This window comes from Coriobacteriaceae bacterium (assembly GCA_025992855.1).
In the GTDB taxonomy this organism is placed as follows: Bacteria; Actinomycetota; Coriobacteriia; order Coriobacteriales; family Coriobacteriaceae; genus Collinsella.
Genome location: DAJPGB010000001.1, coordinates 2,089,682 through 2,112,948, shown reverse-complemented (window position 1 = coordinate 2,112,948; position 23,267 = coordinate 2,089,682). Strand labels below are relative to the sequence as shown.

Genomic DNA, 23,267 nt, shown 5'->3' with positions numbered 1-23,267 from the left:
AGATGCTCAAGACTCCTCTCTGCGATCTGCTCGGCATCGAAAAGCCCGTGTTCCAGGGCGGTATGGCCTGGATTGCCGATGCCTCGCTGGCGTCCGCAGTGTCCGAGGCGGGTGGCTTAGGCATCATCGCGGCCATGAACGCCGACGCCAACTGGCTTCGCGACCAGATTCATGAGCTGCGCGCCAAGACGGATAAGCCCTTTGGCGTGAACGTCATGCTCATGAGCCCGTTTGCCGACGAGGTTGCACAGGTCGTGATTGACGAGCGAGTGCCGGTCGTCGTGACGGGCGCCGGCAATCCCGCCAAGTACATGAAGGCGTGGAACGAGGCGGGCATCAAGGTCATCCCGGTCGTTGCCTCGGTGGCGCTGGCGCGCCTCGTGGCACGTCGTGGAGCCACGGCGGTTGTTGCCGAGGGTACCGAATCGGGCGGCCATATTGGCGAGACCTCGACGATGGCACTGGTGCCGCAGGTCGTCGATGCGGTTGACATTCCCGTCGTGGCCGCCGGCGGTATTGCCGACGGCCGCGGCGTGGCGGCCGCCTTTATGCTGGGCGCCGAAGGCGTGCAAGTGGGTACGCGCTTTCTGGTCGCAGACGAGTGCACCGTCTCGGAGCAGTACAAAGAGATGGTCCTGAAGGCCAACGACACTTCAACGCGTGCGACCGGTCGCTCGACGGGACATCCAGTGCGCGCCCTCAAGAGCCCCTTCACCAACGCCTATGCCAAGAGCGAGGGTTCCGGCGCGAGTGCCGAGGAGCTCGGTGCTATGGGAACCGGTGCGCTGCGTAAGGCCGCCAAGGACGGCAACTACGAAGAGGGTTCGTTTTTGTGTGGACAGATTGCCGGCATGGTCAACGAGCGCCAGAGCGCACGCGAAATCGTTGACGACCTGGTCGATGGCGCCGAGCACGTCCTGAAGGGTGCGTGCGCATGGGTGGCGTAGCGTTTTTGTTTGCCGGCCAGGGTGCCCAGCACCCCGCGATGGGCGTCGACTTGATCGAGACATCGCCGGCGGCCGCCGAGGTGTTCGCCATTGCCGACGAGGTGCGCCCGGGGACCAGCGAGCAATGCCGGAGTGCCTCCAAGGAGGAGCTCTCGCAGACCGAGAACACGCAGCCGTGCGTGTTCGTTCACGACCTGGCAGCGGCTGCCGCCCTGCGTGAGCGTGGCGTGGTACCTGCCGCCTGTGCGGGATTCTCGCTGGGCGAGGTCGCCGCGCTCACCTTTGCGGGGGCGTTCGATACGCGAGCGGGCTTTGAGCTCGTGTGCGAGCGCGCGGCGCTGATGGCCGCGGCTGCCGAGCGCCATCCGGGCGGCATGCGCGCCGTCATCAAGCTCGATGCGGCGCAAGTCGAGGGCCTGGCAAAACATGCCGGCGAGGACTGCTGGCCAGTCAACTACAACAGCCCACAGCAGACGGTTGTGGCCGGAGCGCCCGAGGCGCTGCAGGAGCTCGACGTCCTAGTAAAAGAGGCTGGCGGCCGCGCCATGAAGGTCGCGGTGTCGGGTGCATTTCATAGCCCCTATATGGCCGAGGCGACCTGTGGCCTTGCCGCATATATTGAGGCCGGTCACGCGCCGTCCCCGTTGCTCATTCCTGTTTTGGCAAATATGACAGCGGCGCCCTATCCGGCGGATCCCCAGACGGCATCGGATGTCTTGGCCAATCAGGTGAGCCATGCCGTACGCTGGGTCGATACGCTGCATGCTCTGCAGGATCAAGGCATCGACACATTTATTGAGGTCGGCCCCGGCAAAACGCTGTCCGGCCTGGTCAAGCGTACGCTGAGCGACGTTCGTGTGTATTCGTGCGAGACGGCCGAGCAGGTCGCAGCTATTGCCGACGAGCTCGCATAGTCCACAGGGCTGTAACCCGAAAGGAATGACATGGGCAACTTGAACAATGGCGCGCTCGAGCGCAACGACTCACGTCGCGTGGCACTGGTCACGGGCGGCTCGCGGGGTATCGGCCGCGCCTGCGCTATCGGTCTGGCGGAGGATGGCTACGATATCGCCGTCGTCTATGCCGGCAGCGTCGATGCGGCGCGCGAGACGTGCGACGCCTGCGAGGCGGCTGGCGCCACGGCGCGCTCATATCAATGCGACGTGGCCGACCCCGCTGCCGTCAACGCGTGCGTGGAAGCGGTCCTCAACGACTTTGGCTCCATTTGGGCGCTCGTCAACAACGCTGGCATCACCCGCGATGGCCTGCTCATGCGCATGGGCGATGACGCCTTCGATCGCGTGCTCGATGTCAATCTTAAAGGAACGTTTAACACGACGCGCGCGCTCACCAAGACCTTTATGCGCCAGCGCGGCGGCTGCGTCGTCAACATGAGCTCGGTCGTGGGCCTGATGGGCAATGCCGGGCAAGCCAACTACGCTGCCTCCAAGGCGGGCGTGATCGGCCTGACCAAGGCGGTGGCGCGCGAGCTTGCGCCCCGCGGCGTACGAGTGAACGCGGTTGCCCCCGGGTTTGTCGAGACGGATATGACGGCAAAGCTCTCGGAGAAGGTGCGTACGGTAACCGAGGAGCAGATTCCCCTTAAGCGTATGGCGCGCCCCGAGGAGGTGGCCGGCGTAGTGCGCTTTCTGGCGAGTGATGCGGCTGCCTACATTACGGGTGAGGTCGTGCGCGTCGACGGCGGAATGGCGATGTAGAAACCAGGGCCGAAGAACGGCTTGGATGAGGAGACCATGATGGAACAGAGAGTTGCAATCACCGGTATCGGTGCCGTGTCGCCGCTCGGCAACACCGCGCTTGCCACCTGGGCGGCAATGTGTGCTGGCACGTGCGGCATCGGCCCGATCACGCACTTCGATACCGATGCGTTTGCCGTCAAGGTGGCAGCCGAGGTCAAGGGCTTTGACGGCAACGAGTACTTTGGCAAGCGTGACGCCAAGCATCTCGACCCCTGCGTTCAGTTTGCGATGGCGGCTTCGGACGAAGCCATGCACGATGCGGGCTTTGATGTCGAAGGCGCCATCGATCGCGAGCGCCTGGGCGTCTACGTGGGCTCGGGCGTGGGCGGCATGACGACGCTCGTCGACAACGTCCATACGATTGCCGAACGTGGGCCCCGCCGCGCATCGCCCTATATGATCGCGATGATGATCCCCAACATGGCATCGGGCAATATCGCAATCCGCCACAAGGCAAAGGGCCCGACCCTGCCCGTGGTGACCGCGTGCGCAACCTCGGCCCATGCGGTGGGCGAGGCGTTCCGCGCCATAAAGCACGGCTATGCCGACGCGATCCTCGCGGGCGGCGCCGAGGCCGCAATTATCCCCGATGCCGTTGCGGGCTTTACGTCCTGCCGCGCATTGACCACCAACCCTGATCCCGCGACGGCTTGCCGCCCGTTCGATGCAGACCGCGATGGCTTTGTGATGGGCGAGGGCGCCTGCGTGCTCGTGCTCGAGAGCATGGAACATGCGCAGGCGCGCGGTGCGCACATTTATGCCGAGGTCGTGGGCTACGGCAACACCGATGATGCCTATCACATCACGAGCCCTGATCCCGAGGCTGCCGGCATTGCCCGCGCGATATCGCTGGCGGTGACCGAGGGCGACGTCAGGCCTTCCGAGGGCCTCTACATCAATGCCCACGGCACATCGACCAAGCTCAACGATTCGTCCGAGACGGCGGGCATTAAGCGTGCGCTCGGCGAGGACGCGGCGCGCGCCGCGCACGTCTCGTCGACTAAGTCGATGACCGGCCACATGATCGGTGCCACGGGCGCCATCGAGGTCATGGCCTGCGCCATGGCGCTCGAGCAGGGCGTGGTGCCGCCGACCATTAACTACCGCACGCCCGATCCCGCCTGCGATCTTGACTACACGCCCAATCGCGCAGTTCGCGCCGACCTTACCTGGGCGCTTTCGACCAACCTAGGCTTTGGCGGGCACAACGCCGCCATCGCGCTGCGTAGATATACGAGGAGCTAGAGCATGGATTCCAAAAGACTTGCCGAGATAGCCGATGTGATGGAGGACCGCGGCCTCACGCGCGTGCGCGTTGAGGAGCCCGATGGCACCGCGGTCGAACTCGAGCGCGCGAGCGCCGCACAGCCGGTTGCCGTGCCCATGCCCATGCCGAGCGCTATGGCCGCTCCAGTTGCAGCTCCCACAGTCGCGCCTGCCGCACCGGAGCCCGCCGCGCAGACACCTGCCGCCGCACCAGAGCCCAAGGGCACCGAGGTGACCGCTCCCATGGTCGGCGTTTTCTATGCTGCCCCGGCGCCGGGCGACGAGCCGTTTGTGCACGTGGGCTCTAAGGTCAAGGCCGGCGAGACGCTCTGCATCATCGAGGCCATGAAGGTTCTCAACGAGGTAACGGCAGAGGCAGACGGCGAGGTGCTCGAGATCTGCGTGGCCGACGGCGACCTCGTGGAGTTTGGCAGCTGCCTCATGAGGATCGGATAGGTGATATCCATGAACAAAGAAGAGCTTAAGGAACTGTTGCCGCATCGCGAACCGATGCTTTTGCTCGACGAGGCCGAGCTGGTGGGCGACGAGGCCCACGGCAAGATCACGATCACGGGCGACGAGTACTTTTTGCAGGGGCATTTTCCGGGAAACCCGGTGGTCCCCGGCGTGATTCAGTGCGAGATGCTCGCCCAAAACTGTTGCGTGCTGCTGATGGGCGATGAGGAGGCGCGCGGCGCGACGCCGTTCTACACGAGTCTGGACAAGGTGCGCTTTAAGCGTCCGGTGCGCCCGGGCGACACGGTTGATCTGGTGTGCACCATCACGCGTGCGCGCGGGCCGTTCCGCTTTGCGACGGGTACTGCGAGCGTCAACGGTGAGGTTTGCTGCCGCGCCGATATGTCTTTTGCACTCATGCACGAAAGTTAAGGAAGGCTTCATGTTCGACAAAGTGCTCATCGCCAACCGCGGCGAAGTCGCGGTCCGTGTTATCCGCGCGTGCCGCGATATGGGCATCAAGACCGTCGCCGTTTATTCCACGGCCGATGCGGACGCGCTGCACGTGCAGCTTGCCGACGAGGCGTATTGCATCGGCGGCCCGCGTCTTGCCGAGAGCTACCTCAACGACGATGCCGTGCTCACCTGTGCCGTAAAGTCGGGAGCTAAGGCAATTCATCCCGGCTATGGCTTTTTCTCCGAGAAGGCGAGCTTCGTGCGCGACTGCGACAAGTACGGTCTGGCGTTTGTTGGTCCCTCGGCCGAGGTCATCGACAGCATGGGCGACAAGGATGCCGCACGTAGAACGGCTGCCGCGGCGGGCGTGCCCATCGTGCCGGGCTGCGATTTGCTCAAAAGCCCCGAGGAGGCGACGGCCGAGGCCGAGCGCATTGGCTGCCCCGTGCTCATCAAGGCGCGTGCGGGCGGTGGCGGTCGCGGCATTCGCAAGGTCGAGCGCGTGGAAGATGCGGCAAAGGCGTTCATCGAGGCGCGTGCCGAGGGCGAGGCCGTTTTTGGCGACGGCGAGTGCTACATGGAGAAGTTCGTCGCGCCGGCGCACCACGTCGAGGTGCAGATTATGGCCGATAAGCAGGGCCATGTGTTTTCGCTCGGCGAGCGCGAGTGCTCGGTGCAGCGCCGCAACCAAAAGCTGATCGAGGAGAGCCCCGCGCCGTGCCTCGACGGACGCGATGATATTCGCGCGCGCATGCACAAGGCGGCGCGCGACTTGGCTCGTGCCGTCGGTTATGAGGGCGCTGGCACCATCGAGTTTCTGTACTCGGACGACGGCAATTTCTACTTTATGGAAATGAACACGCGCTTGCAGGTGGAGCATCCGGTTACAGAGTTTGTGACCGATACCGACTTGGTCAAGTGGCAGCTGCGCGTGGCAGCCGGCCAGCCTCTGCCCTTTGAGCAGGAGGACATGCCGGTGCGCAACCACGCCATGGAGTGCCGCATCAATGCCGAAACGCCGGACTTTCTGCCGTCGTGCGGAACGGTCACCGCGTTGCGTGTGCCGGGTGGCCCGCGCGTGCGCTGGGATTCCGCCATGTTTACCGGTGCGAAAGTTCCGCCGTACTACGACTCCATGCTCGGCAAGCTCATCGTGTGTGCGCCCACGCGTGACGGTGCCATTCGCAAGATGCGCTCGGCCCTAGGCGAGCTCGTGATTGAGGGCGTGAGCGAAAACAGCGAGCTTCAGCTCGACGTGCTGGCAAACGACGAGTTCTTGTCGGGCATGTATCACACCGATCTGATGGGGCATCTCTATGCTGATGAATAGGAAAGCGAAGACGGTCAACGTCCTCGAGGGGCCGATGACCGAGTCATGCGCCGAGTTTCCCGCGCGCCACGTGTTTATCAAGTGCCCGGAGTGCCGCCGTGTGATCGATGAGGCACGCCTGCACGACAACCTCGAGGTGTGCCCCCGTTGCGGCAAGCATTTTCGCGTGAGAGGGCGCGACCGTATGCGCATGACGGTCGACGCGGGTACCTTTGAGGAGTGGGATGCCGAACTGGCGTCAGAGGACTTCCTCTCGTTTCCCGGCTATGCCGACAAGCTTAAGAGCGTGAGCGAGCGTTCGGGCGAGCGCGATGCCGTCGTGTGCGGCAGGGGTAAAATCCGCGGCTGCGATACCGCGCTCTTCTTTATGGACGCCAACTTTATGATGGGCTCGATGGGCTCCGTGGTGGGCGAGAAGATCTGTCGTGTCTTTGAGCGCGCGGCCGAGTTGGGGCTGCCGGTCGTTGGCTTTACCGTATCGGGCGGCGCCCGCATGCAGGAGGGCGTGACCTCGCTTATGCAGATGGCCAAGATTTCTGCGGCGGTTAGGCGCCACAGCGAGGCGGGCGGCCTGTACATCACGGTACTCACCGACCCCACGACCGGAGGCGTAACCGCGAGCTTTGCCATGGAGGGCGACATTATCCTGGCCGAGCCCGATGCCCTGACAGCATTTGCCGGCCCGCGCGTGATCGAGCAGAACATGCACAAGCGTCTGCCCAAGGGATTCCAGCGTTCCGAGTTTTTGCTGGAGCACGGCTTTTGCGATGCCGTTGTTCCGCGTGGTGAGATTGCGCTCACGGTAGGCGAGCTGCTGGCGCTGCACGAAGGGCACGCGCCCGGCCTGGGGGCACCGCATGAGATCGTGCATACGGGTCGTCGCGACAAAAAGCTGGGACACTTGTTTAAGCGCTCGGCCGCACCAAAAAGCGCGCTCGAAATCGTCAAACAGACTCGCTCGGCGAACCGCGCCACGGCAGGCGAGATGATCTCGTTGGGTCTCGACGGATTCGTAGAGCTGCACGGCGACCGCTACTTTGGCGACGATGCTGCCGTGGTGGGCGGCATCGGCTGGAAAGACGGGCGACCCGTGACGGTTATCGCCATCGAGCGCGGTACCACGACCAAAGAGCGCATGCGTCGCAACTTTGGTATGGCACATCCCGAGGGCTACCGCAAGGCACGTCGCCTTATGCGCCAAGCCGAGAAATTTGGTCGACCGGTTCTGTGCCTGGTTGATACTTCGGGCGCGTTTTGCGGTATCGGTGCCGAGGAGCGCGGCCAGGGCGAGGCGATTGCCCAGAATCTCATGGAGATGAGCGGCCTTAAGACGCCGATTGTCTCGGTGGTGACAGGCGAGGGCGGCTCTGGTGGCGCGCTGGCGCTGTCCGTGGCCGACCGCATCCTGATGCTCTCGAGCTCGGCCTATTCGGTCGTGAGCCCCGAGGCCTGTGCATCGATCCTGTGGAAGGATACCGAGCGCGCGAATGAGGCCGCCGAGGCGCTTAAGCTCACGGCCCCCGATCTGTTGGCGCTCGGCATCATCGACGGCATTGTTGACGATAGGGGCCTGTCGCATGAGGAGATCGCCGGTGCCGTCATGTCCTCGGCATTTGATGCCTTCGATACGCTTGGGCAGCTCGACGACGCGACCCTCACAAACCTCCGCTACGAAAAGTACCGCGCAATCGGTCGGTACCGCACGATGTGACAAAGGGACAGTCCGCATGTCACATTCCAAGGTCGTGGCCCGTGTGGGTTGCGGCCTTTTTGTATCTGTGGGGCAAAGTGGCTACACTACAATCCGTTTGAGCAATAGATATATAGGTAGTACCGTGGGGGCGGATGTAGATGGTCGAGTGGATTGTTAAGCGTGCGCAGGGCGACCGTGCGCGCGTGGGCACGTTGACGGGCGTGGTGTGTATTCTCGCCAATGTGGCACTATGCGCTGCGAAGGGCGTAATTGGCGTGCTGTCGGGATCGGTTTCGATTGTGGCGGACGCCATGAATAATCTGTCCGATGCTAGCTCGAACATCGTGAGCGTGCTTGGCTTTAAGCTGGCGGGCAAGCCAGCAGACCCCGAGCATCCTTACGGTCATGGCCGCTACGAGTATCTCTCGGGTCTGGTTGTGGCGGCGCTCGTGCTGCTTATTGGCATCGAACTGGTGAAGTCCTCGGTGGAGCGTATCGTCAACCCAGAGCCTGTCGAGTTCTCGCTTGCCCTGGTGGCAGTCCTGGCACTTTCGATGGTTGTAAAGCTGTGGATGGCGGCCCTCAACCAAAAGCTCGGCGATCGCATTGAGTCCGAGACGCTGCATGCGACCGCGCAAGATTCTAAGAACGATGTCCTTGCCACAGGCGCCGTGTTAGCGTGCGCAATTGTTTCGCAGGTGACGCACATCAATCTTGACGCATGGGTCGGCCTTGCCGTTGGCGCCTATATTGGCTGGAGCGGTTTTGAACTCATCCAGGATACGGTGAGCCCGCTTTTGGGCCAGGCACCCGATCCTAAGCTGGTCAAGCACATTCGAGACAAAATCATGAGCTACCCCGGCGTTTTGGGCGTTCACGATTTGATGGTTCACGACTACGGCCCGGGCAGGAAGTTTGCAAGTGCGCATGCCGAGATGGCGGCCGAGGCCAGCCCGCTGGAAAGTCACGACACGCTCGATAACATCGAGCAGTCGTTTAGGAACGAAGACGGCATGATCGTCACGCTCCATTACGACCCCATCGTGACCGACGATCCAAAGGTAGCGAGCATGCGTCTGCGCATCAACGCTATGGCTCAAGAGGTCGATAGCCGCCTCTCGATCCACGACCTACGCTGTGTTCCGGGCCCCACGCATACCAACGTGATCTTTGACTGCGTACGTCCCTCGGATTTGGCGATGAGCGCCGAGGACCTAAAGCGCGCGCTGGCGAAACGGGTCGAATCGGAATATCCCAAGTCGGTCGCCAAGATCACGATCGACGAAGACTACGTAGGCCATACCCACGAGTAGGGCTGTGCCGGCAAAGCAAGTTATACAGAAGGGGAGAGCATGAAGCGCCTATATCTACTCCGCCACGGTCAGACAGAATTCAACGTTAAAAAGCTCGTCCAGGGCCGCTGCGATTCTCCGTTGACCGATCTGGGCCGCAAGCAAGCGGGAATGGCAGCCGCATGGCTCAAAGCCCACGGCGTCGTCCCCGACAAAGTGGTCTCTTCGCCCTTAGGCCGAGCCATGGACACGGCTCAGCTCGTCGCATGCGAGCTCCTCGGCCCGGACACAGCAGTCGAGCCCTGCGAAGGCATCATCGAGCGCAGCTACGGCTCCTTCGAAGAGGGCCCCCACGATGCCCTACCCACCGACGTCTGGGACCCCGGCGAGGACCTGATCCCATTTGGCGGAGAAGGAAGCCATGCCCTGCAGGAGCGCATGGTAGGCACCCTCACCAATCTCATAGGCGCCGAGGGCATCGAAACCCTCCTAGCAGTAAGCCACGGCAGCGCCAGCCGCCAATTCATCAAGGCTACAGCCCCAGAGGGCTTCGAGCTCCCAACAAAACTCCCCAACTGCGCCATCATGATCTTCGTTTTTGACGAGGCAAAGTCGGGAGAAGAAGGCGACGCGCCCCAATCCAAGTTCATCTTGCAGCAAATCATCGATCCTCAACAAAGTCATTAGCCTGAGCGAGCAGAGTTAAGCAGGCATCAACGTGTCGTCTCCCGAGCACGGCGGAGGGCCGGAGAAATATATTAAGGTCATCGCGAGTTCCGCACGCAAAGGAGAGCACTTAATGTGCTCTCCGTCTTGCGCAGGACTGTAGAGCAGGGACCTTAATATATTTCTCCGGCCCTCCGCCGTGCTCGGGAGCCATCCACGCACTTTACCTGCGTAAACAATGTGAGTGAAATATGAATCTCGATGGATACGCCCGCAGCCGTGTATACTAAACAGCTGTGTGTAACCAGGGGAGTATTCTGGCTGGACAAAATGCCTGCTTAATAGGGTTGTCAGGTAGTCCGGACGCAATACAAGGCTGGGGAGCACGTCGTGTAAGTAGTGGTCCTCTAGGGGCGTACGCTCGGTGGTGTACGCATTGTCCCAAGACCACGCGAGAGTTGGGATCATATCTTGATCAGCATGATTCTCGGCCGCAAGATTGGCATGACCCAGGTTTGGGACGAGGACGACAACGTCGTTCCCGTCACGGTCATCCAGGCTGGCCCCTGCGCTGTCTCGCAGGTTAAAACTCAGGCAACCGACGGCTATGACGCCGTCCAGATCGGTTTCGGCGACATCAAGGCCAAGAACGTGAACAAGCCCATGGCTGGTCACTTCGCCAAGGCTGGCGTCGAGCCTGTCCGTTTCCTTCGTGAGGTCCGCGTCGAGAACGGCGAGGAGCATAAGGTCGGCGAGGTCGTCACCGTCGCTGATTTCGCTGATGTCGAGAAGGTCGACGTCATCGGTACCTCCAAGGGTAAGGGCTTCCAGGGTCGCATCAAGCGCTGGGGTCAGCGCCGCGGTCCTATGACGCATGGTTCTCACTTCCAGCGTCACCCCGGTTCTATCGGTCAGTGCGCCTATCCTGCGCGCGTCCTCAAGGGCGTCAAGATGGCCGGTCACATGGGTAACGAGCGCGTTACCGTCAAGAACCTTTCCGTTGTCCGCATCGATGCCGAGCAGAACCTCATCTTGGTCAAGGGCGCTGTCCCGGGTGCCAAGAATGGTCTCGTCGCCATCCGTATGGCCTAAGGGCCCAGCCCATTTAGCCCAGCGTCATACCAAGGAGAACACTTAAATGGCAAAGTTTGAAGTAAAGAACAGCGAGGGCAAGAAGGTCGCCGAGGCCGAGCTCGCCGCTGAGGTGTACGGCATCGAGCCGAACATCCACGTTATGCACCACATCGTCAAGTGCCAGATGGCCTCTTGGCGTCAGGGCACCCAGTCCGCTAAGGGCCGCTCTGAGGTTTCCGGTGGCGGCAAGAAGCCTTGGCGTCAGAAGGGCACCGGCCGTGCCCGCCAGGGTTCCATCCGTGCTGCCCAGTGGCGTCACGGTGGCGTTGTCTTCGCCCCCAAGCCCCGTTCCTACGCTAAGCGTATGAACAACAAGGAGGTCAAGCTGGCTATGCGCTCCGCGCTGTCCGCCAAGCTGGCCGATGGCGAGCTCGTGCTCGTCGACGACTACGGCTTCGAGAAGCCTTCCACCAAGGCTGCCGTCGCCATGCTCAAGGCTCTCGGCCTTGAGGGCAAGCGTCTGACCATCATCGTTCGCGATGAGGACGTCAACGCCTACCTGTCGTTCCGCAACATTCCCAAGACGTTCATCATCACTGCCGACGAGGCCAACACCTACGATCTCGTCAACAACAATGCTGTGCTGATGCCCGCCGACATCGCCGCTCACTTCGGGGAGGTGCTTGCATAAATGACCGCCCACGAGATCATCATCCGTCCGATCGTGTCCGAGCGTTCCTTCTCCGGCATGGAGCTGAACAAGTACACGTTCGAGGTCGCCAAGGATGCTAACAAGTATCAGATCAAGGACGCTGTCGAGGAGATCTTCGGCGTCAAGGTCGTTCGCGTGAACACCCTGACGGTCAAGCCCAAGACCAAGCGCGTGCGCTATGTCGCCGGCAAGACCCGTTCTTGGAAGAAGGCCATCGTCACGCTGGCCGAGGGCGACACCATCGAGGTCTTTGGCAACCAGGCCTAAGACTCGCTGCTGTTGAGTGAGCTCATGCCTCCCAAATAGGGGAGGCGAGAGCTCAAGGTTTTGGGCGTATTAAATGGACACGCCCGGAACCGTGTATACGTCCGGTGTCATCGCACCCGAGGCAGAACCTCGAATCCCTGTCTGCGATGGCTAACGGATTCCTATTGAAAGGGATTGTAATGGCTGTAAAGCACCTTAAGCCGACCTCCGCTGGTAGGCGTTGGCAGACGATCTCCGACTTCTCCGAGATCACCTGCACCAAGCCCGAGAAGTCTCTTCTCGAGCCCCTGCCCAAGAAGGCCGGTCGTAACAACAACGGCCGCATCACCACCCGCCACCAGGGCGGCGGCGTGAAGCGTCGTTACCGCGTGATCGACTTCAAGCGCAACAAGGACGGCGTGCCCGCCAAGGTTGCCACGATCGAGTACGATCCGAACCGTTCCGCTCGCATCGCTCTGCTGCACTACGCTGACGGTGAGAAGCGCTACATCCTGGCCCCCAAGGGCCTCGAGGTCGGTCAGACCATCATGTCCGGTTCTGACGCCGACATCAAGCCGGGCAACGCTCTGCCCCTCGCCGACATCCCCGTCGGTACGCTCATTCACGCCGTCGAGTTCCAGCCGGGCAAGGGCGCTGCTATCGCCCGTTCCGCCGGTAACTCCTGCCAGCTGATGGGTAAGGAGGGCAAGTACGCTATCGTCCGTATGCCTTCCTCCGAGATGCGCCGCATCCTCGTTACCTGCCGCGCTACCGTCGGTGAGGTCGGCAACGCCGATCACTCCAACATCGTCATCGGCAAGGCCGGCCGTAAGCGTCACATGAACGTGCGCCCGACCGTCCGCGGTACCGTCATGAACCCTGTCGACCACCCGCACGGCGGTGGCGAGGGCAAGAACCACACCTCTGGTCGTCCCTCTGTTACCCCCTGGGGTAAGCCGACGAAGGGCCTTCGTACGCGCAAGAAGAAGAAGGTCTCGAACCAGCACATCATTCGTCGCCGTAAGAAGTAATTTCGGATACCGAGTTTTAGGAGAAAGCACTTATGAGCAGAAGTCTCAAAAAGGGCCCGTTCGTGGAGACTCGCCTTCTCTCGCGTATCACCGCGATGAACGAGGCTGGCAAGAAGGACGTCGTGAAGACCTGGTCCCGCGCGTCCACCATCTTCCCCGAGATGGTTGGTCACACCATCGCCGTCCACGACGGCCGCAAGCATGTGCCCGTGTATGTTACCGAGTCCATGGTTGGTCACAAGCTCGGCGAGTTCGCGCCGACTCGTACGTTCCGTGGCCACAAGGCCAAATAGGGGGTTAACCGTAAATGGCAACTAAGTCTATTGAAACTGAGGCCACCGAGGTTCGCGCCGTCGCTAAGTACGTGCGTGTTTCCCCCAGCAAGGCCCGCCTGGTGGTCGATCTGATCCGCCGCAAGCCTGTCGCTCAGGCCTTCGACATCCTCCACTTCTGCGACCGCGCCGTCGCCGTGGATGTCGAGAAGGTTCTCCGTTCCGCCGTTGCGAACGCCGAGAACAACAACGGTCTGCGTGCCGACAACCTGGTTGTCGCCGCTGCCTATGTTGACGAGGGTCCGACGCTTAAGCGCATCCGTCCCCGCGCCAAGGGTTCCGCTTCTCGCATTCTGAAGCGTACTTCCCACATCACCGTCGTCGTTGCTCCTCGAAAGGAGGCGTAAAGCTGTATGGGTCAGAAAGTCTACCCCACCGGCTTCCGTCTTGGCATTACCGAGAACTGGCGCTCCCGCTGGTTCGCAGAGAAGGATTACGCTAAGACCCTCGGTAACGATCTCGAGATCCGCAAGTACCTCGAGAAGCGTCTTTCCCGCGCAGCTGTCTCCCGCGTCGAGATCGAGCGCGCTGGCGACAAGGTGAAGGTCATCATCCTCACCGCTCGCCCCGGCGTTGTCATCGGTAAGAAGGGTGCCGAGATCGATACCCTCCGCACCGAGCTCGAGAAGGTCGCTGGCGTCTCCAAGGGCCAGCTCTCCGTCGACGTTGTCGAGATCAAGCGCCCCGAGCTCGACGCCAACCTCGTTGCTCAGTCTATCGCCGAGCAGCTCGAGGGCCGCGTTGCCTTCCGTCGCGCTATGCGCAAGGCTGTCCAGTCCGCCCGCAAGGCCGGCGCTAAGGGCATCCGTATCCAGTGCTCCGGTCGTCTCGGCGGTGCCGAGATGGGCCGTCGTGAGTGGTACCGCGAGGGTCGCGTGCCTCTGCACACCCTCCGTGCCAAGATCGACTACGGCACGGCTGTCGCCAGCACCACCATGGGCGCTTGCGGCGTGAAGGTCTGGATCTACCTGGGCGAGAAGCTCCCGGGCCAGCCTGTTCCCAACCCTGCACTCGAGGGCTCTTCCCGTCCTCGTCGTCGTAACTCCGAGAGGAGGGGTCAGTAGTGCTTGCCCCTAAGCGTATTCTTCACCGCAAGGTGCAGCGTGGCTCCATGAAGGGCCAGGCCAAGGGTAATACCGAGCTGCATTTCGGCGAGTTTGGTATCCAGGCTCTCGAGGCCCATTGGATCACCAACCGTCAGATCGAGGCCGCTCGTATTGCTATGACCCGCTACATGAAGCGTGGCGGTCGTGTCTACATCACGATCTTCCCCGATAAGCCCATCACCAAGAAGCCTGCCGAGACTCGCATGGGTTCTGGTAAGGGTAACCCCGAGGAGTGGGTGGCCGTCGTCAAGCCCGGCCGCATCATGTTCGAGGTCAAGGGCGTGCCCGAGGAGGTCGCTCGCGAGGCTCTGCGTCTTGCACAGCACAAGCTTCCCATCAAGACCAAGATTGTTGCTGCTAAGAACGCTGAGCAGCGCATCGAGAAGGAGATGGCTGAGGAGGCCGCTCTCGAGGCCAAGTGGGCTGCTGAGGACGCCGCCGCCGCCAAGGAGGAGAACTAATGAAGCCCGCAGAGATTCGTGAGCTCTCGGACGCTCAGCTCGTTGAGAAGCTGAAGGAAATGCGCGCCGAGCTCTTTAACCTTCGTTTCCAGATGGCCACCAGCCAGCTGGACAACACCGCTCGCGTCAACACCGTGAAGAAGGACATTGCTCGCGTCCTCACGGAGCAGCGCGCCCGCGAGATCGCAGCGGAGAAGTCCGCTGTCGCCGAGTAGGACCTAAGGAGAGAACATGACTGATTCGCGTAACTCGCGTAAGGTCCGTACGGGTGTCGTTACCTCCGTCTCCGGTGCCAAGACCATTGTTGTCACCATCACCGAGCGCAAGCGTCACCCCAAGTACGGCAAGATGATGACCAGCTCCAAGAAGCTGCACGCTCACGACGAGGAGTGCACGGCTGGCGTGGGCGATACCGTCCGCGTTATGGAGACCCGTCCTATGTCCAAGATGAAGCGTTGGCGCCTCATCGAGGTCGTCGAGCGCGCTAAATAAGCAGCCGCTCTTACGACTTGTACGTTTCCGAAGATGTGCGTATGCCTGGTTTGCATACCACAGGCCGCCTAAAGGCTGCGCACCTCTCTTCGGTTCTTAGTTCGGAGGAACATCTACCATGATTCAGATGCAAACCATGCTGAACGTCGCCGACAACTCCGGCGCTCGCAAGATTCGCTGCATCAAGGTGCTTGGCGGTTCCAAGCGTCGTTATGCAGGCATCGGCGATGTGTTCATCGGTGCTGTCCAGGAGGCTACCCCTGGCGCCAACGTCAAGAAGAAGGACGTTGTCCGTTGCGTCGTCGTTCGCACCGTTAAGGAGATCCGCCGCAAGGATGGCTCCTACATTCGCTTTGATGAGAACGCCTGCGTTGTCATCAACAACGATGGTTCGCCCGTCGGCACCCGTATCTTCGGGCCCGTCGCTCGCGAGCTTCGTGACAAGAAGTACATGAAGATCGTCTCGCTCGCTCCCGAGACCCTGTAGTTAGGGGAGATATATGTATATCAAGAAGGGCGATAAGGTCCAGGTTCTCTCTGGTAAGGATCGCGGCAAGCAGGGCGTTATCCTGCGTGCTCTCCCCGCCGAGAACAAGGTCGTTGTCGAGGGCGTTTCGGTCGTCAAGAAGGCCGTCAAGCCCAACGCTGCCAACCAGCAGGGCGGCATCGTTTCGCAGGAGGCTCCCATCGATGCCTCCAACGTCAATCTCGTCTGCCCCGAGTGCGGTAAGGTTACCCGCGTCGGTCACGAGAAGGACGGCAAGAACAAGCTGCGCGTCTGCAAGAAGTGCGGCCACAAGTTCTAAGCTGCCCGCAACATCAAGTTGCTAGCAAAGGCCCGGATGCCCCCACGGCATCCGGGCCTTTTTCTATCCCCACTCATTGGGGATACTCATTGGGGACAGACTTACATGAGTGATTGCGCTCATTGGGGACAGACTAAAATGAGTGGTCGATGGGGACAGCCTTGCAACGAAAGCGGCACATGGGGACGTTCCCTATGTGCCGGTAGTTCGGGGTGGTCCTTTGATGTCCGATGCCCCCGGAGGTGTCGAGTATCACGGACTACTCTGTCTTTTGGGGCTTTGGTGTTCCGTCTCTTTATGTTTCGTAAGGATCCTCGCATGCGCATTATCGCGCATAGCATTGCGTGTTAATGCGTATGACCGCGTAAAAATGTGCAAAAAATGGCTAAATAATGACCGATAAACAAATAAACACGCAAATACAAGCAAATGCGCGCGCATTTGTGCGAATATAAGGCTGTTGGAAATGAAGAACTTCCGATGACTCAGGAGGCACATATGGCAGATTCCAAGCAGGCTCCACTCGACTCCGCGGCAGCCGCAAAAGCAGCGTTCGCTTCGGTCCAGGATAAGCCGTTCCCTAACGACATCTTTACGGCTCCCGAGCTTCGCTGGGCTGTGATCGGTTGTGGCGTTATCGCCAACCAGATGGCCCAATCTCTCGCTCTTGCCGGCCGCAAGCTTGCGGGTGTCGCCAACCGCACGCTGTCCAAGGCCCAGGCTTTTGCTGAGCAGTATGGCATCGAGAAGGTCTATGAAACGGTCGAGGACCTCTACGCCGATCCGGACATCGACGCCGTCTATATCACCACGCCGCACAACACGCATATCACCTATCTGCGTGCCGCGCTGGCCGCCGGCAAGCACGTGCTCTGCGAGAAGGCCATTACCCTCAACTCTGCCGAGCTCGACGAGGCCCGTACCATCGCCGACGAGCACAACGTGGTCCTTATGGATGCTACCACGGTGCTCCACATGCCGCTGTATCAGGAGCTGCGCCGTCGCATGGATGCGGGCGACTTTGGCCGCATGAACCTCGCCCAGCTCAACTTTGGCAGCTATAAGGAGTACGGCGACCTGACCAACCGCTTCTACAACCGCAACCTTGCTGGCGGTGCCATGCTCGATATTGGCGTGTATGCCCTGTCCGTCATGCGTCTCTTTATGGCAAGCCAGCCCGCTGAGGTCGTTTCGCTGGGCAACACCTGCGAGACCGGTGTTGACGTTGCAGGCGGCATCGTCTGCCGTAATGCCGAACAGCAGCTGGGCGTGGTGAGCCTCACGCTCCACTCCAAGCAGCCCAAGCGTTCGGTCATTAGCTTCGACAAGTGCTATATCGAGGTCAACGAGTATCCGCGCGCCGACCATGCGACCATCGTGTGGACTGCGGACGGTCGCCGTGAGGAGGTCCACGCTGGCACCGAGGCTTATGCCCTGTGCTACGAGATGGCTGACCTCGAGCAGGCCGTCGCCGGCGACGATTCCAAGCGTGAGCTTCTGGATTATGCTTCTGATGTGATGGAGCTCATGACCAAGCTCCGCGCCGATTGGGGAGTCGTCTACCCCGAGGAGGAGTAAGCGATGCTTGCGGAAGATAGGCTCAATGCGATCGTGTCGATGGTGCAGCAGGCCGGCTCGGTTACCGTGCCGGAACTTGCCGAGGCCCTGGGCGTGACACCGTCCACCATTCGCCGTGACTTGCAAACGCTCGACCGCGCGCACCGTATCGCCAAGGTGCACGGAGGTGCGACGAGTCTGGAGCGCGCGCACGTGACGCGCGACTTGACGATCAGCGAACGCAGTGATCTCCATAACGATGACAAGGAGCGCATCTGTGCTCGTGCCGCGGCCCTGGTGGAGCCCGATAGCTTTGTGTATATCGATTCGGGCTCAACGACCCTCAAGCTCATCGAGCATCTTCCGCGTCTCGACGGCGTCACCTATGTGACCGATTCCGTGCTCCATGCTCAGCACCTTGCTTTGCGCGGCATGCGTACCGTGGTGCTGGGCGGCGAGCTCAAACCCGAGACCGAGGCGCTCGTTGGCCCCGATGCCTTGGCAACCCTGGACCGCTATAACTTCAACTGCGGCTTTTGGGGATCCAACGGCATCGCGGCCGAGCAAGGTCTCACCACACCGGATATCGAGGAAGCACAGGTCAAGCGTATCTCGATGCGCCATACCGCCAAACGCTTCGTAATCTCGGACGCCAGTAAATTTGGCATGGTGGCGCCCGTCAAGTTCGCGGACTTCCGCGACGCAACGATTATTACCGCAGGCGAGGTCCCCGCCAAGTACCGGGCAATGGACAACGTCATCACGGTCTAGCAGCAGGGGACGGGCTAAGGCCAAAACCACCGCGAAGGTGCCTGTCCCCATTGTGGTGGTTTAGGGCTCCCAGGGGCAAGGGGCTTCGATGTGGATGTGCTCACCGGTTATGGGATGCGTAAAGGACACGCTGTGGGCATGGAGCATCAGGCCGCAGGGGTGCGGCGTTCCGTACAGGTCGTCGCCAACCAGGGGATGACGCTCGCTTGCCAGGTGCACGCGGATCTGGTGTTTGCGGCCGGTGAGCAGCTCGACATCGATATACGAGCGCGTGGGCAGGCCACGACGGCTCTTAAGGCGCTTGAGCACCTTCACGCGCGTTTGAGACGGCTTGCCGCTGGCACCGACGCGCATCTTTCGGCTGTCGTGACGGTCGCGGGCGATGGGCTTGTCGATGAGCTTCTCGTTCCAGTCGATCTTGCCCTCGGCGAGCGCCAGGTAGTGCTTTTCGAAAGCGTGGTCGATGACCATCTGGTCAAAGGCGGGCTGCGTCTGCTTGTCGAGCGAAAACAGCACTACGCCGGTGGTGTCGCGGTCCAGGCGGTTAAGCGGCTGCATGTCGGTCGCGGCAAAGCCGTCGCCCATCGCCAGCAGCAGGTCGCTGGCGTAGTCGGTGAGCGTGCGCTCGCCGGTGCCGTCGCCGTGGACGATCATGCCGGCGGGCTTGTCGATGGCCATGAGCCAGGCGTCGCAGTAGAGGACTTGAGGTTCTTCGTTCACGTGTAAGCCTTTCGGTTAGCTGATTCCCACAAACATGCAGCCCGAGGTCGCCCCGCGTAGGCGGGCGGCGGGCTTGCGGCCGGCCTGCGCTGCTTCGACGGCACGACGGACGCGGGCGACGGCACGGCCCACCTCATCCGTTTCGAGCAGCGTTCCGTCCACCATGAGACGACGCACGCCGGCATCGAGCAGCTGAGGGACCTGCGGCGTGAGGTCGATGGGATAGGCATCGTACAGGCGAGAGCGGCCGTGGATATCGGTGCGGACGGGCATGACCTTTCCGTCGATATTCTTGAGCGAGAGCTTGCGGGCACGCAGGCGGCAGTTGGCACAATCGTGGATGCAGCCGTTGGCAACCTGCAGAATGCAATGCTCGCTTGTCATGACGCGCGGGCGGCCAAAGACGGTGATGCCCAGAGCCGCGGGCGCCGCGGCGCCGAGCGAGACAATCTCGTCGAGCGTAATCTCGGGCGAGAGCCAAAACGCACCGGCTCCGCGCTCGGCAAGCGCCTCCATGCAGGGCGTGTTGTGCACCGGCAGGCAAGAGCGAATTTCGGCCGTGGCGCCGGCCTGCGCGGCTACGGCGAGCTCGGAGATATTACCGACGGCGACGGTAGCTCCGGCATTGATCCAGGGATCGACGCGCTCGTGGTCAACAGCGCGGCAGACCTCGTCGAGTACGGGTACGATGCCCTGCTCAAACGCATCGGCGGGGGAGAGCTCGGCCGCATCGAGCGCATCGGTGGTCATGTAGATGCGCGTGGCGCCCTCGGCGCGAGCTGCCTCGGCGGCTTCGAGCGTGGTGACGGCGGCGCAGATCTGCGACTCGTCGCGGTAATGCGTGGGCATGGCGCGCGTACATTTGTCGAGCACCGGAATCTCGAGCGTTTTCGCGCGCTCCTCGTACGGCGCCAGAATGGCCTCTTCCAGCGCCTTGCAGGCGGCGGCGCGCACCTTGTGCACAGCGGAGAAGCCCATGCCGCAGCCCTCATCGAGCGCCACATCAAAGCTCGCAGCCTCAAAGGGAGAGGAGCCCATGCGCCCGACGTGCTCTACCAGATCGGATGCCTCGACGGCGCGGGTCTTGGCAGCCTCGACGGTAAAGCCGATGGCGGTGGCAGTGAGCGCGGGGTCGTCGCAGCAGGTGAGCGTAACGGTAAACGGCTTGCCCAGACGCGCCACGACGGACACATCTACGGCGCGGCGGCGCAGCACGTCGCGCTTGAGCGCGGCGCCGGCGGCGTCGATGGCGCGCTGGCTGCGGATGACGCGCACGCGGCAGCCCTCGGGCATGCTGCGGGGCACGCGGCACTCGATGATGTCACCGGCGGCGGCATCATCGGCGGCAATGGTGGTTAGGAACTGGTCAAACTCGTTATTGTGGCGAAGCTCCAGCAGGTCGCCCTTGTCCACGGGCTCAAACAGCTCAATGCGGGCGATGGCGGCGCGGCGACGGCGATCGTCGGGCTTGAGTCCGCGTACATCGCGGTTGGCCAGACGGCTGCCCAGCACCGTGCCCACGATCTGGCCGCGGTTGTTGGAACGCTCATAGCTCATCATCTCGTCGCCCGAGGTGCCGTCCTGATAGGCGTGCGTAAAGTCGCGGTTGAAGCAGCGCTTGAGCTGGCGCTGGCGGGCGGCTTCCTCGTCCTTGGCAACGGTGGCTCCGGATAGCATGTCGTCAATTTCGTGACGATACACATCAACGATGGAGTACACGTAATCGGGCGCCTTCATGCGGCCCTCGAGCTTGAGCGACGCGGCACCGGCGTCATACAGACGGCGAACAAGCTGTGAGGTGTTGGTGTCACGCGGGCATAACGCACGCTCGCGGCCGGCGGGGGAGAGCGCGCGACCGTTCTCGTCGATTAGCTCGTAGGGCAGGCGGCAGGGCTGGGCGCACATGCCGCGGTTGGCCGAGCGGCCCGCCATGGCAAAGCTCGAAAGCAGGCACAGGCCCGAGTAGCAAAAGCAGATGGCGCCATGGCTAAAGACCTCAAGGTCCACATCGGGCGCGGCATCATGAATGGCGGCAATCTCGGCGATGGAAAGCTCGCGCGAGAGGGTCACACGGTCGGCGCCCTGCTCGCGGCACCAAAGGGTTCCGCGGTCGTCGTGGATGTTTGCTTGGGTTGAGATGTGCGTCTCGATGCCGGGCATCGTGCGCTTGACCTCAAAGAACAGGCCCCAGTCCTGGATGATGAAGGCATCGGCGCCCAGCGTGGAGCAGCGATGGATGAGTTGCAGCGCATCGCCCATCTCGGACTGCTTGATGACGATGTTGACCGTGACGTAGACGCGCGACCCGGCTAGGTGTGCGGCGCGGCAGGCTTGCTCAAAGGCCTCGTCGGTAAAGTTGGTGGCCTTGCGACGGGCGTTGAAGCTGCCCATGCCACAGTAGATGGCGTCTGCCCCGGCGGCGAGTGCGGCGGCAAAGGGCTCCGGGCCTCCGGCGGGGGCCAAAAGCTCGGGTCTGCGGTTGGTGGTTCGACTGGCGGTTGCGGTCATATCCTGCCTTTCAAAATGCTCAGATACTCAAAAGTATAGTGGCGCCGTCGCGATGGGCGATGCCCGCAGCCTAAGCAGGATAAAGTCTTCAGCAGCCCTTGCAGCAAAAAATGATCCGTTTCCCTCCGTCCCCAGCGGATCAGGTGATCCATGGGGGACGGAGGGAAACGGATCATTTTGAGCTTCACCGTCCGGTCGTGCCGTTCAGCGGCCGACAGGCGCCGTTGGGCGATAAATTATTCTCGCAACGTGATAATAATCTTGCATCGCGCGGAAACCTTGAGTACTATCCCAAATCAAGCGCGGTGTTCAGACCGAATTGTGCCTCCCGGTGCGAACGCCGCGCTCACGCTCTCTATCTGATCGTAAGGAGAAAAACATGAGCAAGACCGTCGTGTCTTCCGATAACGCACCCGCAGCCATCGGCCCGTATTCCCCCGGCATCCAGACCGGCAACATGGTGTTCCTGTCCGGCCAGCTGGGCATCGACCCCGCAACCGGCAAGATGCCCGAGGGCGTCGAGGCCCAGGCTAAGCAGTCCCTTGCTAACGTCGAGGCACTGCTGACCGCTGCCGGCGCCACCTTTGCCGATGTCGTCAAGACCACGGTCTACCTGGCCGACATCGCCGACTTCGCTGCCGTGAACGAGATCTACGCTTCCAAGTTCGAGGCTCCGTTCCCCGCGCGCAGCGCTTTCCAGGTTGCCGCCCTTCCGGCCGGCGGTCTGGTCGAGATCGAGGTCGTCGCCGCTCTCTAAGGCGTTGGCAACAACTAAACATGACATGCAAAAAGACCCTGCAGTGCGAGCTGCAGGGTCTTTTGTCAAGCGATGCGACAAAAATGATCCGTTTTCCTCCGCTCCCAAGGAATCAGCGGGTTAGCCTTCCTTGCGGACTTTTTGCAGGTAGCGGTAGACGCTGGGCTCCGAGATGCCCAGCGCGGTGGCGGCGCAGGCTACGGCGCCCTTGAGCATGAACACTCCGTTGCCGTTGAGGTGGCGAATGACGTCCACGCGGTCGCTTTGACCAAGCGACGCCACATCCAGCCCGCGAGCGCTCAGCAGCTCGGCAATGCTGCGGTCGATGAGCTCCTGTGTGGACTCCGAAAGGCTTTCGACCTCGATAGAGGCGGGCTCCGTGCGCGTCGGCGCCGCGTCGAAGCACGCCATGAGCTGCTGTGCCATGGCGTTGATGGAGCGCACGGTCGAGAGGTCGGTGTTGACGCAGAGCATGCCGACGATCTCGTCATTCTCGCGGATAAAGTACGTCGCTGACTCCAATGTCTTGCCACCGGCACCGCGGCCCTCGTAGCCCGTAATAAACGGCAGGTCGCGATACTTGGCGTCGTGCATGATCTTGAGCGCCAGGTCGGTGGCGGGACCGCCGACCTTGCGACCGCTCACGATGCCGTTGCGAATATCGACGATGGCGTGGTCGGGATCCGAGAAATCGTGCAGCACGATTTCGCTGTTTTTGCCGAGTATCTGCTCCAGGAAATCGACCATCGGCAAAAAGCGACGTACGGTCTCGTTCACGGGCAACTCCTTGGGGTGAAATCGGAAATGTTCATAACAATTTTTTCTCAT

At 61.7% G+C, this 23,267-nt stretch carries 27 protein-coding genes and 1 pseudogene; 25 read left to right on the top strand and 3 right to left on the bottom strand.

Annotation, left to right across the window (positions count from 1 at the left end; all coding sequences use genetic code 11):
• Positions 1 to 2: 2 nt before the first annotated feature.
• The 24 genes and pseudogenes from fabK to OIL88_08900 all read left to right on the top strand — a co-directional run bounded on the left by fabK (position 3) and on the right by OIL88_08900 (position 18,454).
• Entirely contained in the window at positions 3 to 947 is a 945-nt protein-coding gene (fabK, locus tag OIL88_09015) for an enoyl-[acyl-carrier-protein] reductase FabK (protein HJI72498.1), read from the top strand.
• The gene (locus tag OIL88_09010; protein HJI72497.1) at positions 935 to 1,861 is read left to right on the top strand and encodes an ACP S-malonyltransferase; all 927 of its coding nucleotides are present in this window, start codon (positions 935 to 937) and stop codon (positions 1,859 to 1,861) included. Before fabK ends, OIL88_09010 begins: the two co-directional genes overlap by 13 nt.
• A 30-nt stretch (positions 1,862 to 1,891) precedes the next feature.
• The gene (gene fabG / locus OIL88_09005) at positions 1,892 to 2,665 is read left to right on the top strand and encodes a 3-oxoacyl-[acyl-carrier-protein] reductase (GenBank protein HJI72496.1); all 774 of its coding nucleotides are present in this window, start codon (positions 1,892 to 1,894) and stop codon (positions 2,663 to 2,665) included.
• A 39-nt stretch (positions 2,666 to 2,704) separates the two neighbouring features.
• On the top strand, positions 2,705 to 3,952 hold the full coding sequence (fabF, locus tag OIL88_09000) for a beta-ketoacyl-ACP synthase II (protein ID HJI72495.1): 1,248 nt from the start codon (positions 2,705 to 2,707) through the stop codon (positions 3,950 to 3,952).
• A 3-nt stretch (positions 3,953 to 3,955) separates the two neighbouring features.
• On the top strand, positions 3,956 to 4,429 hold the full coding sequence (accB, locus tag OIL88_08995; protein HJI72494.1) for an acetyl-CoA carboxylase biotin carboxyl carrier protein: 474 nt from the start codon (positions 3,956 to 3,958) through the stop codon (positions 4,427 to 4,429).
• A 9-nt stretch (positions 4,430 to 4,438) separates the two neighbouring features.
• Positions 4,439 to 4,861, top strand: coding sequence for a 3-hydroxyacyl-ACP dehydratase FabZ (gene fabZ / locus OIL88_08990; GenBank protein ID HJI72493.1), 423 nt, complete (start codon positions 4,439 to 4,441; stop codon positions 4,859 to 4,861).
• A gap of 10 nt (positions 4,862 to 4,871) precedes the next feature.
• Positions 4,872 to 6,215 carry an acetyl-CoA carboxylase biotin carboxylase subunit gene (locus OIL88_08985; protein HJI72492.1) on the top strand — a complete coding sequence of 448 codons (1,344 nt, stop codon included), beginning with the start codon at positions 4,872 to 4,874 and terminating at the stop codon, positions 6,213 to 6,215.
• Positions 6,208 to 7,926, top strand: a complete 1,719-nt coding sequence (accD, locus tag OIL88_08980) for an acetyl-CoA carboxylase, carboxyltransferase subunit beta (protein ID HJI72491.1) — start codon at positions 6,208 to 6,210, stop codon at positions 7,924 to 7,926. The genes OIL88_08985 and accD overlap by 8 nt, the downstream gene beginning before the upstream one ends.
• Positions 7,927 to 8,066: 140 nt before the next feature.
• On the top strand, positions 8,067 to 9,221 hold the full coding sequence (locus OIL88_08975; GenBank protein HJI72490.1) for a cation diffusion facilitator family transporter: 1,155 nt from the start codon (positions 8,067 to 8,069) through the stop codon (positions 9,219 to 9,221).
• Positions 9,222 to 9,260: 39 nt separating this feature from the next.
• Positions 9,261 to 9,887, top strand: coding sequence for a histidine phosphatase family protein (locus OIL88_08970; GenBank protein ID HJI72489.1), 627 nt, complete (start codon positions 9,261 to 9,263; stop codon positions 9,885 to 9,887).
• Between the two features lie 450 nt (positions 9,888 to 10,337).
• Complete coding sequence (gene rplC / locus OIL88_08965) at positions 10,338 to 10,958, top strand: 50S ribosomal protein L3 (protein ID HJI72488.1); 621 nt, start codon at positions 10,338 to 10,340, stop codon at positions 10,956 to 10,958.
• A gap of 46 nt (positions 10,959 to 11,004) precedes the next feature.
• Complete coding sequence (rplD, locus tag OIL88_08960; GenBank protein ID HJI72487.1) at positions 11,005 to 11,631, top strand: 50S ribosomal protein L4; 627 nt, start codon at positions 11,005 to 11,007, stop codon at positions 11,629 to 11,631.
• Positions 11,632 to 11,919 carry a 50S ribosomal protein L23 gene (gene rplW / locus OIL88_08955; GenBank protein HJI72486.1) on the top strand — a complete coding sequence of 96 codons (288 nt, stop codon included), beginning with the start codon at positions 11,632 to 11,634 and terminating at the stop codon, positions 11,917 to 11,919. It abuts the gene before it with no gap.
• 179 nt (positions 11,920 to 12,098) lie between these two features.
• Complete coding sequence (rplB, locus tag OIL88_08950; protein ID HJI72485.1) at positions 12,099 to 12,929, top strand: 50S ribosomal protein L2; 831 nt, start codon at positions 12,099 to 12,101, stop codon at positions 12,927 to 12,929.
• Between the two features lie 32 nt (positions 12,930 to 12,961).
• Positions 12,962 to 13,222, top strand: a complete 261-nt coding sequence (gene rpsS, locus OIL88_08945; protein ID HJI72484.1) for a 30S ribosomal protein S19 — start codon at positions 12,962 to 12,964, stop codon at positions 13,220 to 13,222.
• Between the two features lie 14 nt (positions 13,223 to 13,236).
• A complete protein-coding gene (gene rplV, locus OIL88_08940) occupies positions 13,237 to 13,608 on the top strand; it encodes a 50S ribosomal protein L22 (GenBank protein HJI72483.1) in 372 nt (123 codons plus the stop codon).
• 6 nt (positions 13,609 to 13,614) lie between these two features.
• Positions 13,615 to 14,325 (top strand): 30S ribosomal protein S3, encoded by a 711-nt coding sequence (gene rpsC / locus OIL88_08935; protein ID HJI72482.1) that lies wholly within the window; start codon positions 13,615 to 13,617, stop codon positions 14,323 to 14,325.
• Positions 14,325 to 14,738 (top strand): annotated as a pseudogene (gene rplP / locus OIL88_08930) (50S ribosomal protein L16). The gene rpsC and the pseudogene rplP overlap by 1 nt, the downstream one beginning before the upstream one ends.
• An 89-nt stretch (positions 14,739 to 14,827) precedes the next feature.
• Positions 14,828 to 15,043 carry a 50S ribosomal protein L29 gene (gene rpmC / locus OIL88_08925; GenBank protein HJI72481.1) on the top strand — a complete coding sequence of 72 codons (216 nt, stop codon included), beginning with the start codon at positions 14,828 to 14,830 and terminating at the stop codon, positions 15,041 to 15,043.
• Positions 15,044 to 15,059: 16 nt separating this feature from the next.
• On the top strand, positions 15,060 to 15,320 hold the full coding sequence (gene rpsQ / locus OIL88_08920) for a 30S ribosomal protein S17 (GenBank protein HJI72480.1): 261 nt from the start codon (positions 15,060 to 15,062) through the stop codon (positions 15,318 to 15,320).
• Positions 15,321 to 15,438: 118 nt separating this feature from the next.
• On the top strand, positions 15,439 to 15,807 hold the full coding sequence (gene rplN, locus OIL88_08915) for a 50S ribosomal protein L14 (protein HJI72479.1): 369 nt from the start codon (positions 15,439 to 15,441) through the stop codon (positions 15,805 to 15,807).
• Between the two features lie 13 nt (positions 15,808 to 15,820).
• A complete protein-coding gene (gene rplX / locus OIL88_08910; protein HJI72478.1) occupies positions 15,821 to 16,126 on the top strand; it encodes a 50S ribosomal protein L24 in 306 nt (101 codons plus the stop codon).
• A gap of 498 nt (positions 16,127 to 16,624) precedes the next feature.
• Positions 16,625 to 17,704, top strand: a complete 1,080-nt coding sequence (locus tag OIL88_08905; GenBank protein HJI72477.1) for a Gfo/Idh/MocA family oxidoreductase — start codon at positions 16,625 to 16,627, stop codon at positions 17,702 to 17,704.
• A gap of 3 nt (positions 17,705 to 17,707) precedes the next feature.
• Entirely contained in the window at positions 17,708 to 18,454 is a 747-nt protein-coding gene (locus OIL88_08900) for a DeoR/GlpR family DNA-binding transcription regulator (GenBank protein HJI72476.1), read from the top strand.
• 60 nt (positions 18,455 to 18,514) lie between these two features.
• Here OIL88_08900 and OIL88_08895 read toward each other — a convergent pair whose 3' ends face one another.
• Positions 18,515 to 19,174 (bottom strand): RluA family pseudouridine synthase, encoded by a 660-nt coding sequence (locus OIL88_08895; GenBank protein HJI72475.1) that lies wholly within the window; start codon positions 19,172 to 19,174, stop codon positions 18,515 to 18,517.
• Between the two features lie 15 nt (positions 19,175 to 19,189).
• Complete coding sequence (locus OIL88_08890) at positions 19,190 to 21,682, bottom strand: U32 family peptidase (protein ID HJI72474.1); 2,493 nt, start codon at positions 21,680 to 21,682, stop codon at positions 19,190 to 19,192.
• 379 nt (positions 21,683 to 22,061) lie between these two features.
• On the opposite strand from OIL88_08890, the gene OIL88_08885 reads away from it, so the two are divergent.
• Positions 22,062 to 22,439, top strand: a complete 378-nt coding sequence (locus OIL88_08885; protein HJI72473.1) for a RidA family protein — start codon at positions 22,062 to 22,064, stop codon at positions 22,437 to 22,439.
• 120 nt (positions 22,440 to 22,559) lie between these two features.
• On the opposite strand, the gene OIL88_08880 is transcribed toward OIL88_08885, so the two are convergent.
• Entirely contained in the window at positions 22,560 to 23,216 is a 657-nt protein-coding gene (locus OIL88_08880) for a PAS domain-containing protein (GenBank protein HJI72472.1), read from the bottom strand.
• Positions 23,217 to 23,267 lie beyond the last annotated feature (51 nt).

What these genes read in the sequence shown, in the direction of transcription:
- fabK (HJI72498.1), top strand. Translation starts at nt 3, where the DNA reads ATGCTCAAGACTCCTCTCTGCGATCTGCTCGGCATCGAAAAGCCCGTG.
- OIL88_09010 (HJI72497.1), top strand. Translation starts at nt 935, where the DNA reads ATGGGTGGCGTAGCGTTTTTGTTTGCCGGCCAGGGTGCCCAGCACCCC.
- fabG (HJI72496.1), top strand. Translation starts at nt 1,892, where the DNA reads ATGGGCAACTTGAACAATGGCGCGCTCGAGCGCAACGACTCACGTCGC.
- fabF (HJI72495.1), top strand. Translation starts at nt 2,705, where the DNA reads ATGGAACAGAGAGTTGCAATCACCGGTATCGGTGCCGTGTCGCCGCTC.
- accB (HJI72494.1), top strand. Translation starts at nt 3,956, where the DNA reads ATGGATTCCAAAAGACTTGCCGAGATAGCCGATGTGATGGAGGACCGC.
- fabZ (HJI72493.1), top strand. Translation starts at nt 4,439, where the DNA reads ATGAACAAAGAAGAGCTTAAGGAACTGTTGCCGCATCGCGAACCGATG.
- OIL88_08985 (HJI72492.1), top strand. Translation starts at nt 4,872, where the DNA reads ATGTTCGACAAAGTGCTCATCGCCAACCGCGGCGAAGTCGCGGTCCGT.
- accD (HJI72491.1), top strand. Translation starts at nt 6,208, where the DNA reads ATGAATAGGAAAGCGAAGACGGTCAACGTCCTCGAGGGGCCGATGACC.
- OIL88_08975 (HJI72490.1), top strand. Translation starts at nt 8,067, where the DNA reads ATGGTCGAGTGGATTGTTAAGCGTGCGCAGGGCGACCGTGCGCGCGTG.
- OIL88_08970 (HJI72489.1), top strand. Translation starts at nt 9,261, where the DNA reads ATGAAGCGCCTATATCTACTCCGCCACGGTCAGACAGAATTCAACGTT.
- rplD (HJI72487.1), top strand. Translation starts at nt 11,005, where the DNA reads ATGGCAAAGTTTGAAGTAAAGAACAGCGAGGGCAAGAAGGTCGCCGAG.
- rplW (HJI72486.1), top strand. Translation starts at nt 11,632, where the DNA reads ATGACCGCCCACGAGATCATCATCCGTCCGATCGTGTCCGAGCGTTCC.
- rplB (HJI72485.1), top strand. Translation starts at nt 12,099, where the DNA reads ATGGCTGTAAAGCACCTTAAGCCGACCTCCGCTGGTAGGCGTTGGCAG.
- rpsS (HJI72484.1), top strand. Translation starts at nt 12,962, where the DNA reads ATGAGCAGAAGTCTCAAAAAGGGCCCGTTCGTGGAGACTCGCCTTCTC.
- rplV (HJI72483.1), top strand. Translation starts at nt 13,237, where the DNA reads ATGGCAACTAAGTCTATTGAAACTGAGGCCACCGAGGTTCGCGCCGTC.
- rpsC (HJI72482.1), top strand. Translation starts at nt 13,615, where the DNA reads ATGGGTCAGAAAGTCTACCCCACCGGCTTCCGTCTTGGCATTACCGAG.
- rpmC (HJI72481.1), top strand. Translation starts at nt 14,828, where the DNA reads ATGAAGCCCGCAGAGATTCGTGAGCTCTCGGACGCTCAGCTCGTTGAG.
- rpsQ (HJI72480.1), top strand. Translation starts at nt 15,060, where the DNA reads ATGACTGATTCGCGTAACTCGCGTAAGGTCCGTACGGGTGTCGTTACC.
- rplN (HJI72479.1), top strand. Translation starts at nt 15,439, where the DNA reads ATGATTCAGATGCAAACCATGCTGAACGTCGCCGACAACTCCGGCGCT.
- rplX (HJI72478.1), top strand. Translation starts at nt 15,821, where the DNA reads ATGTATATCAAGAAGGGCGATAAGGTCCAGGTTCTCTCTGGTAAGGAT.
- OIL88_08905 (HJI72477.1), top strand. Translation starts at nt 16,625, where the DNA reads ATGGCAGATTCCAAGCAGGCTCCACTCGACTCCGCGGCAGCCGCAAAA.
- OIL88_08900 (HJI72476.1), top strand. Translation starts at nt 17,708, where the DNA reads ATGCTTGCGGAAGATAGGCTCAATGCGATCGTGTCGATGGTGCAGCAG.
- OIL88_08890 (HJI72474.1), bottom strand. Translation starts at nt 21,682, where the DNA reads ATGACCGCAACCGCCAGTCGAACCACCAACCGCAGACCCGAGCTTTTG.
- OIL88_08885 (HJI72473.1), top strand. Translation starts at nt 22,062, where the DNA reads ATGAGCAAGACCGTCGTGTCTTCCGATAACGCACCCGCAGCCATCGGC.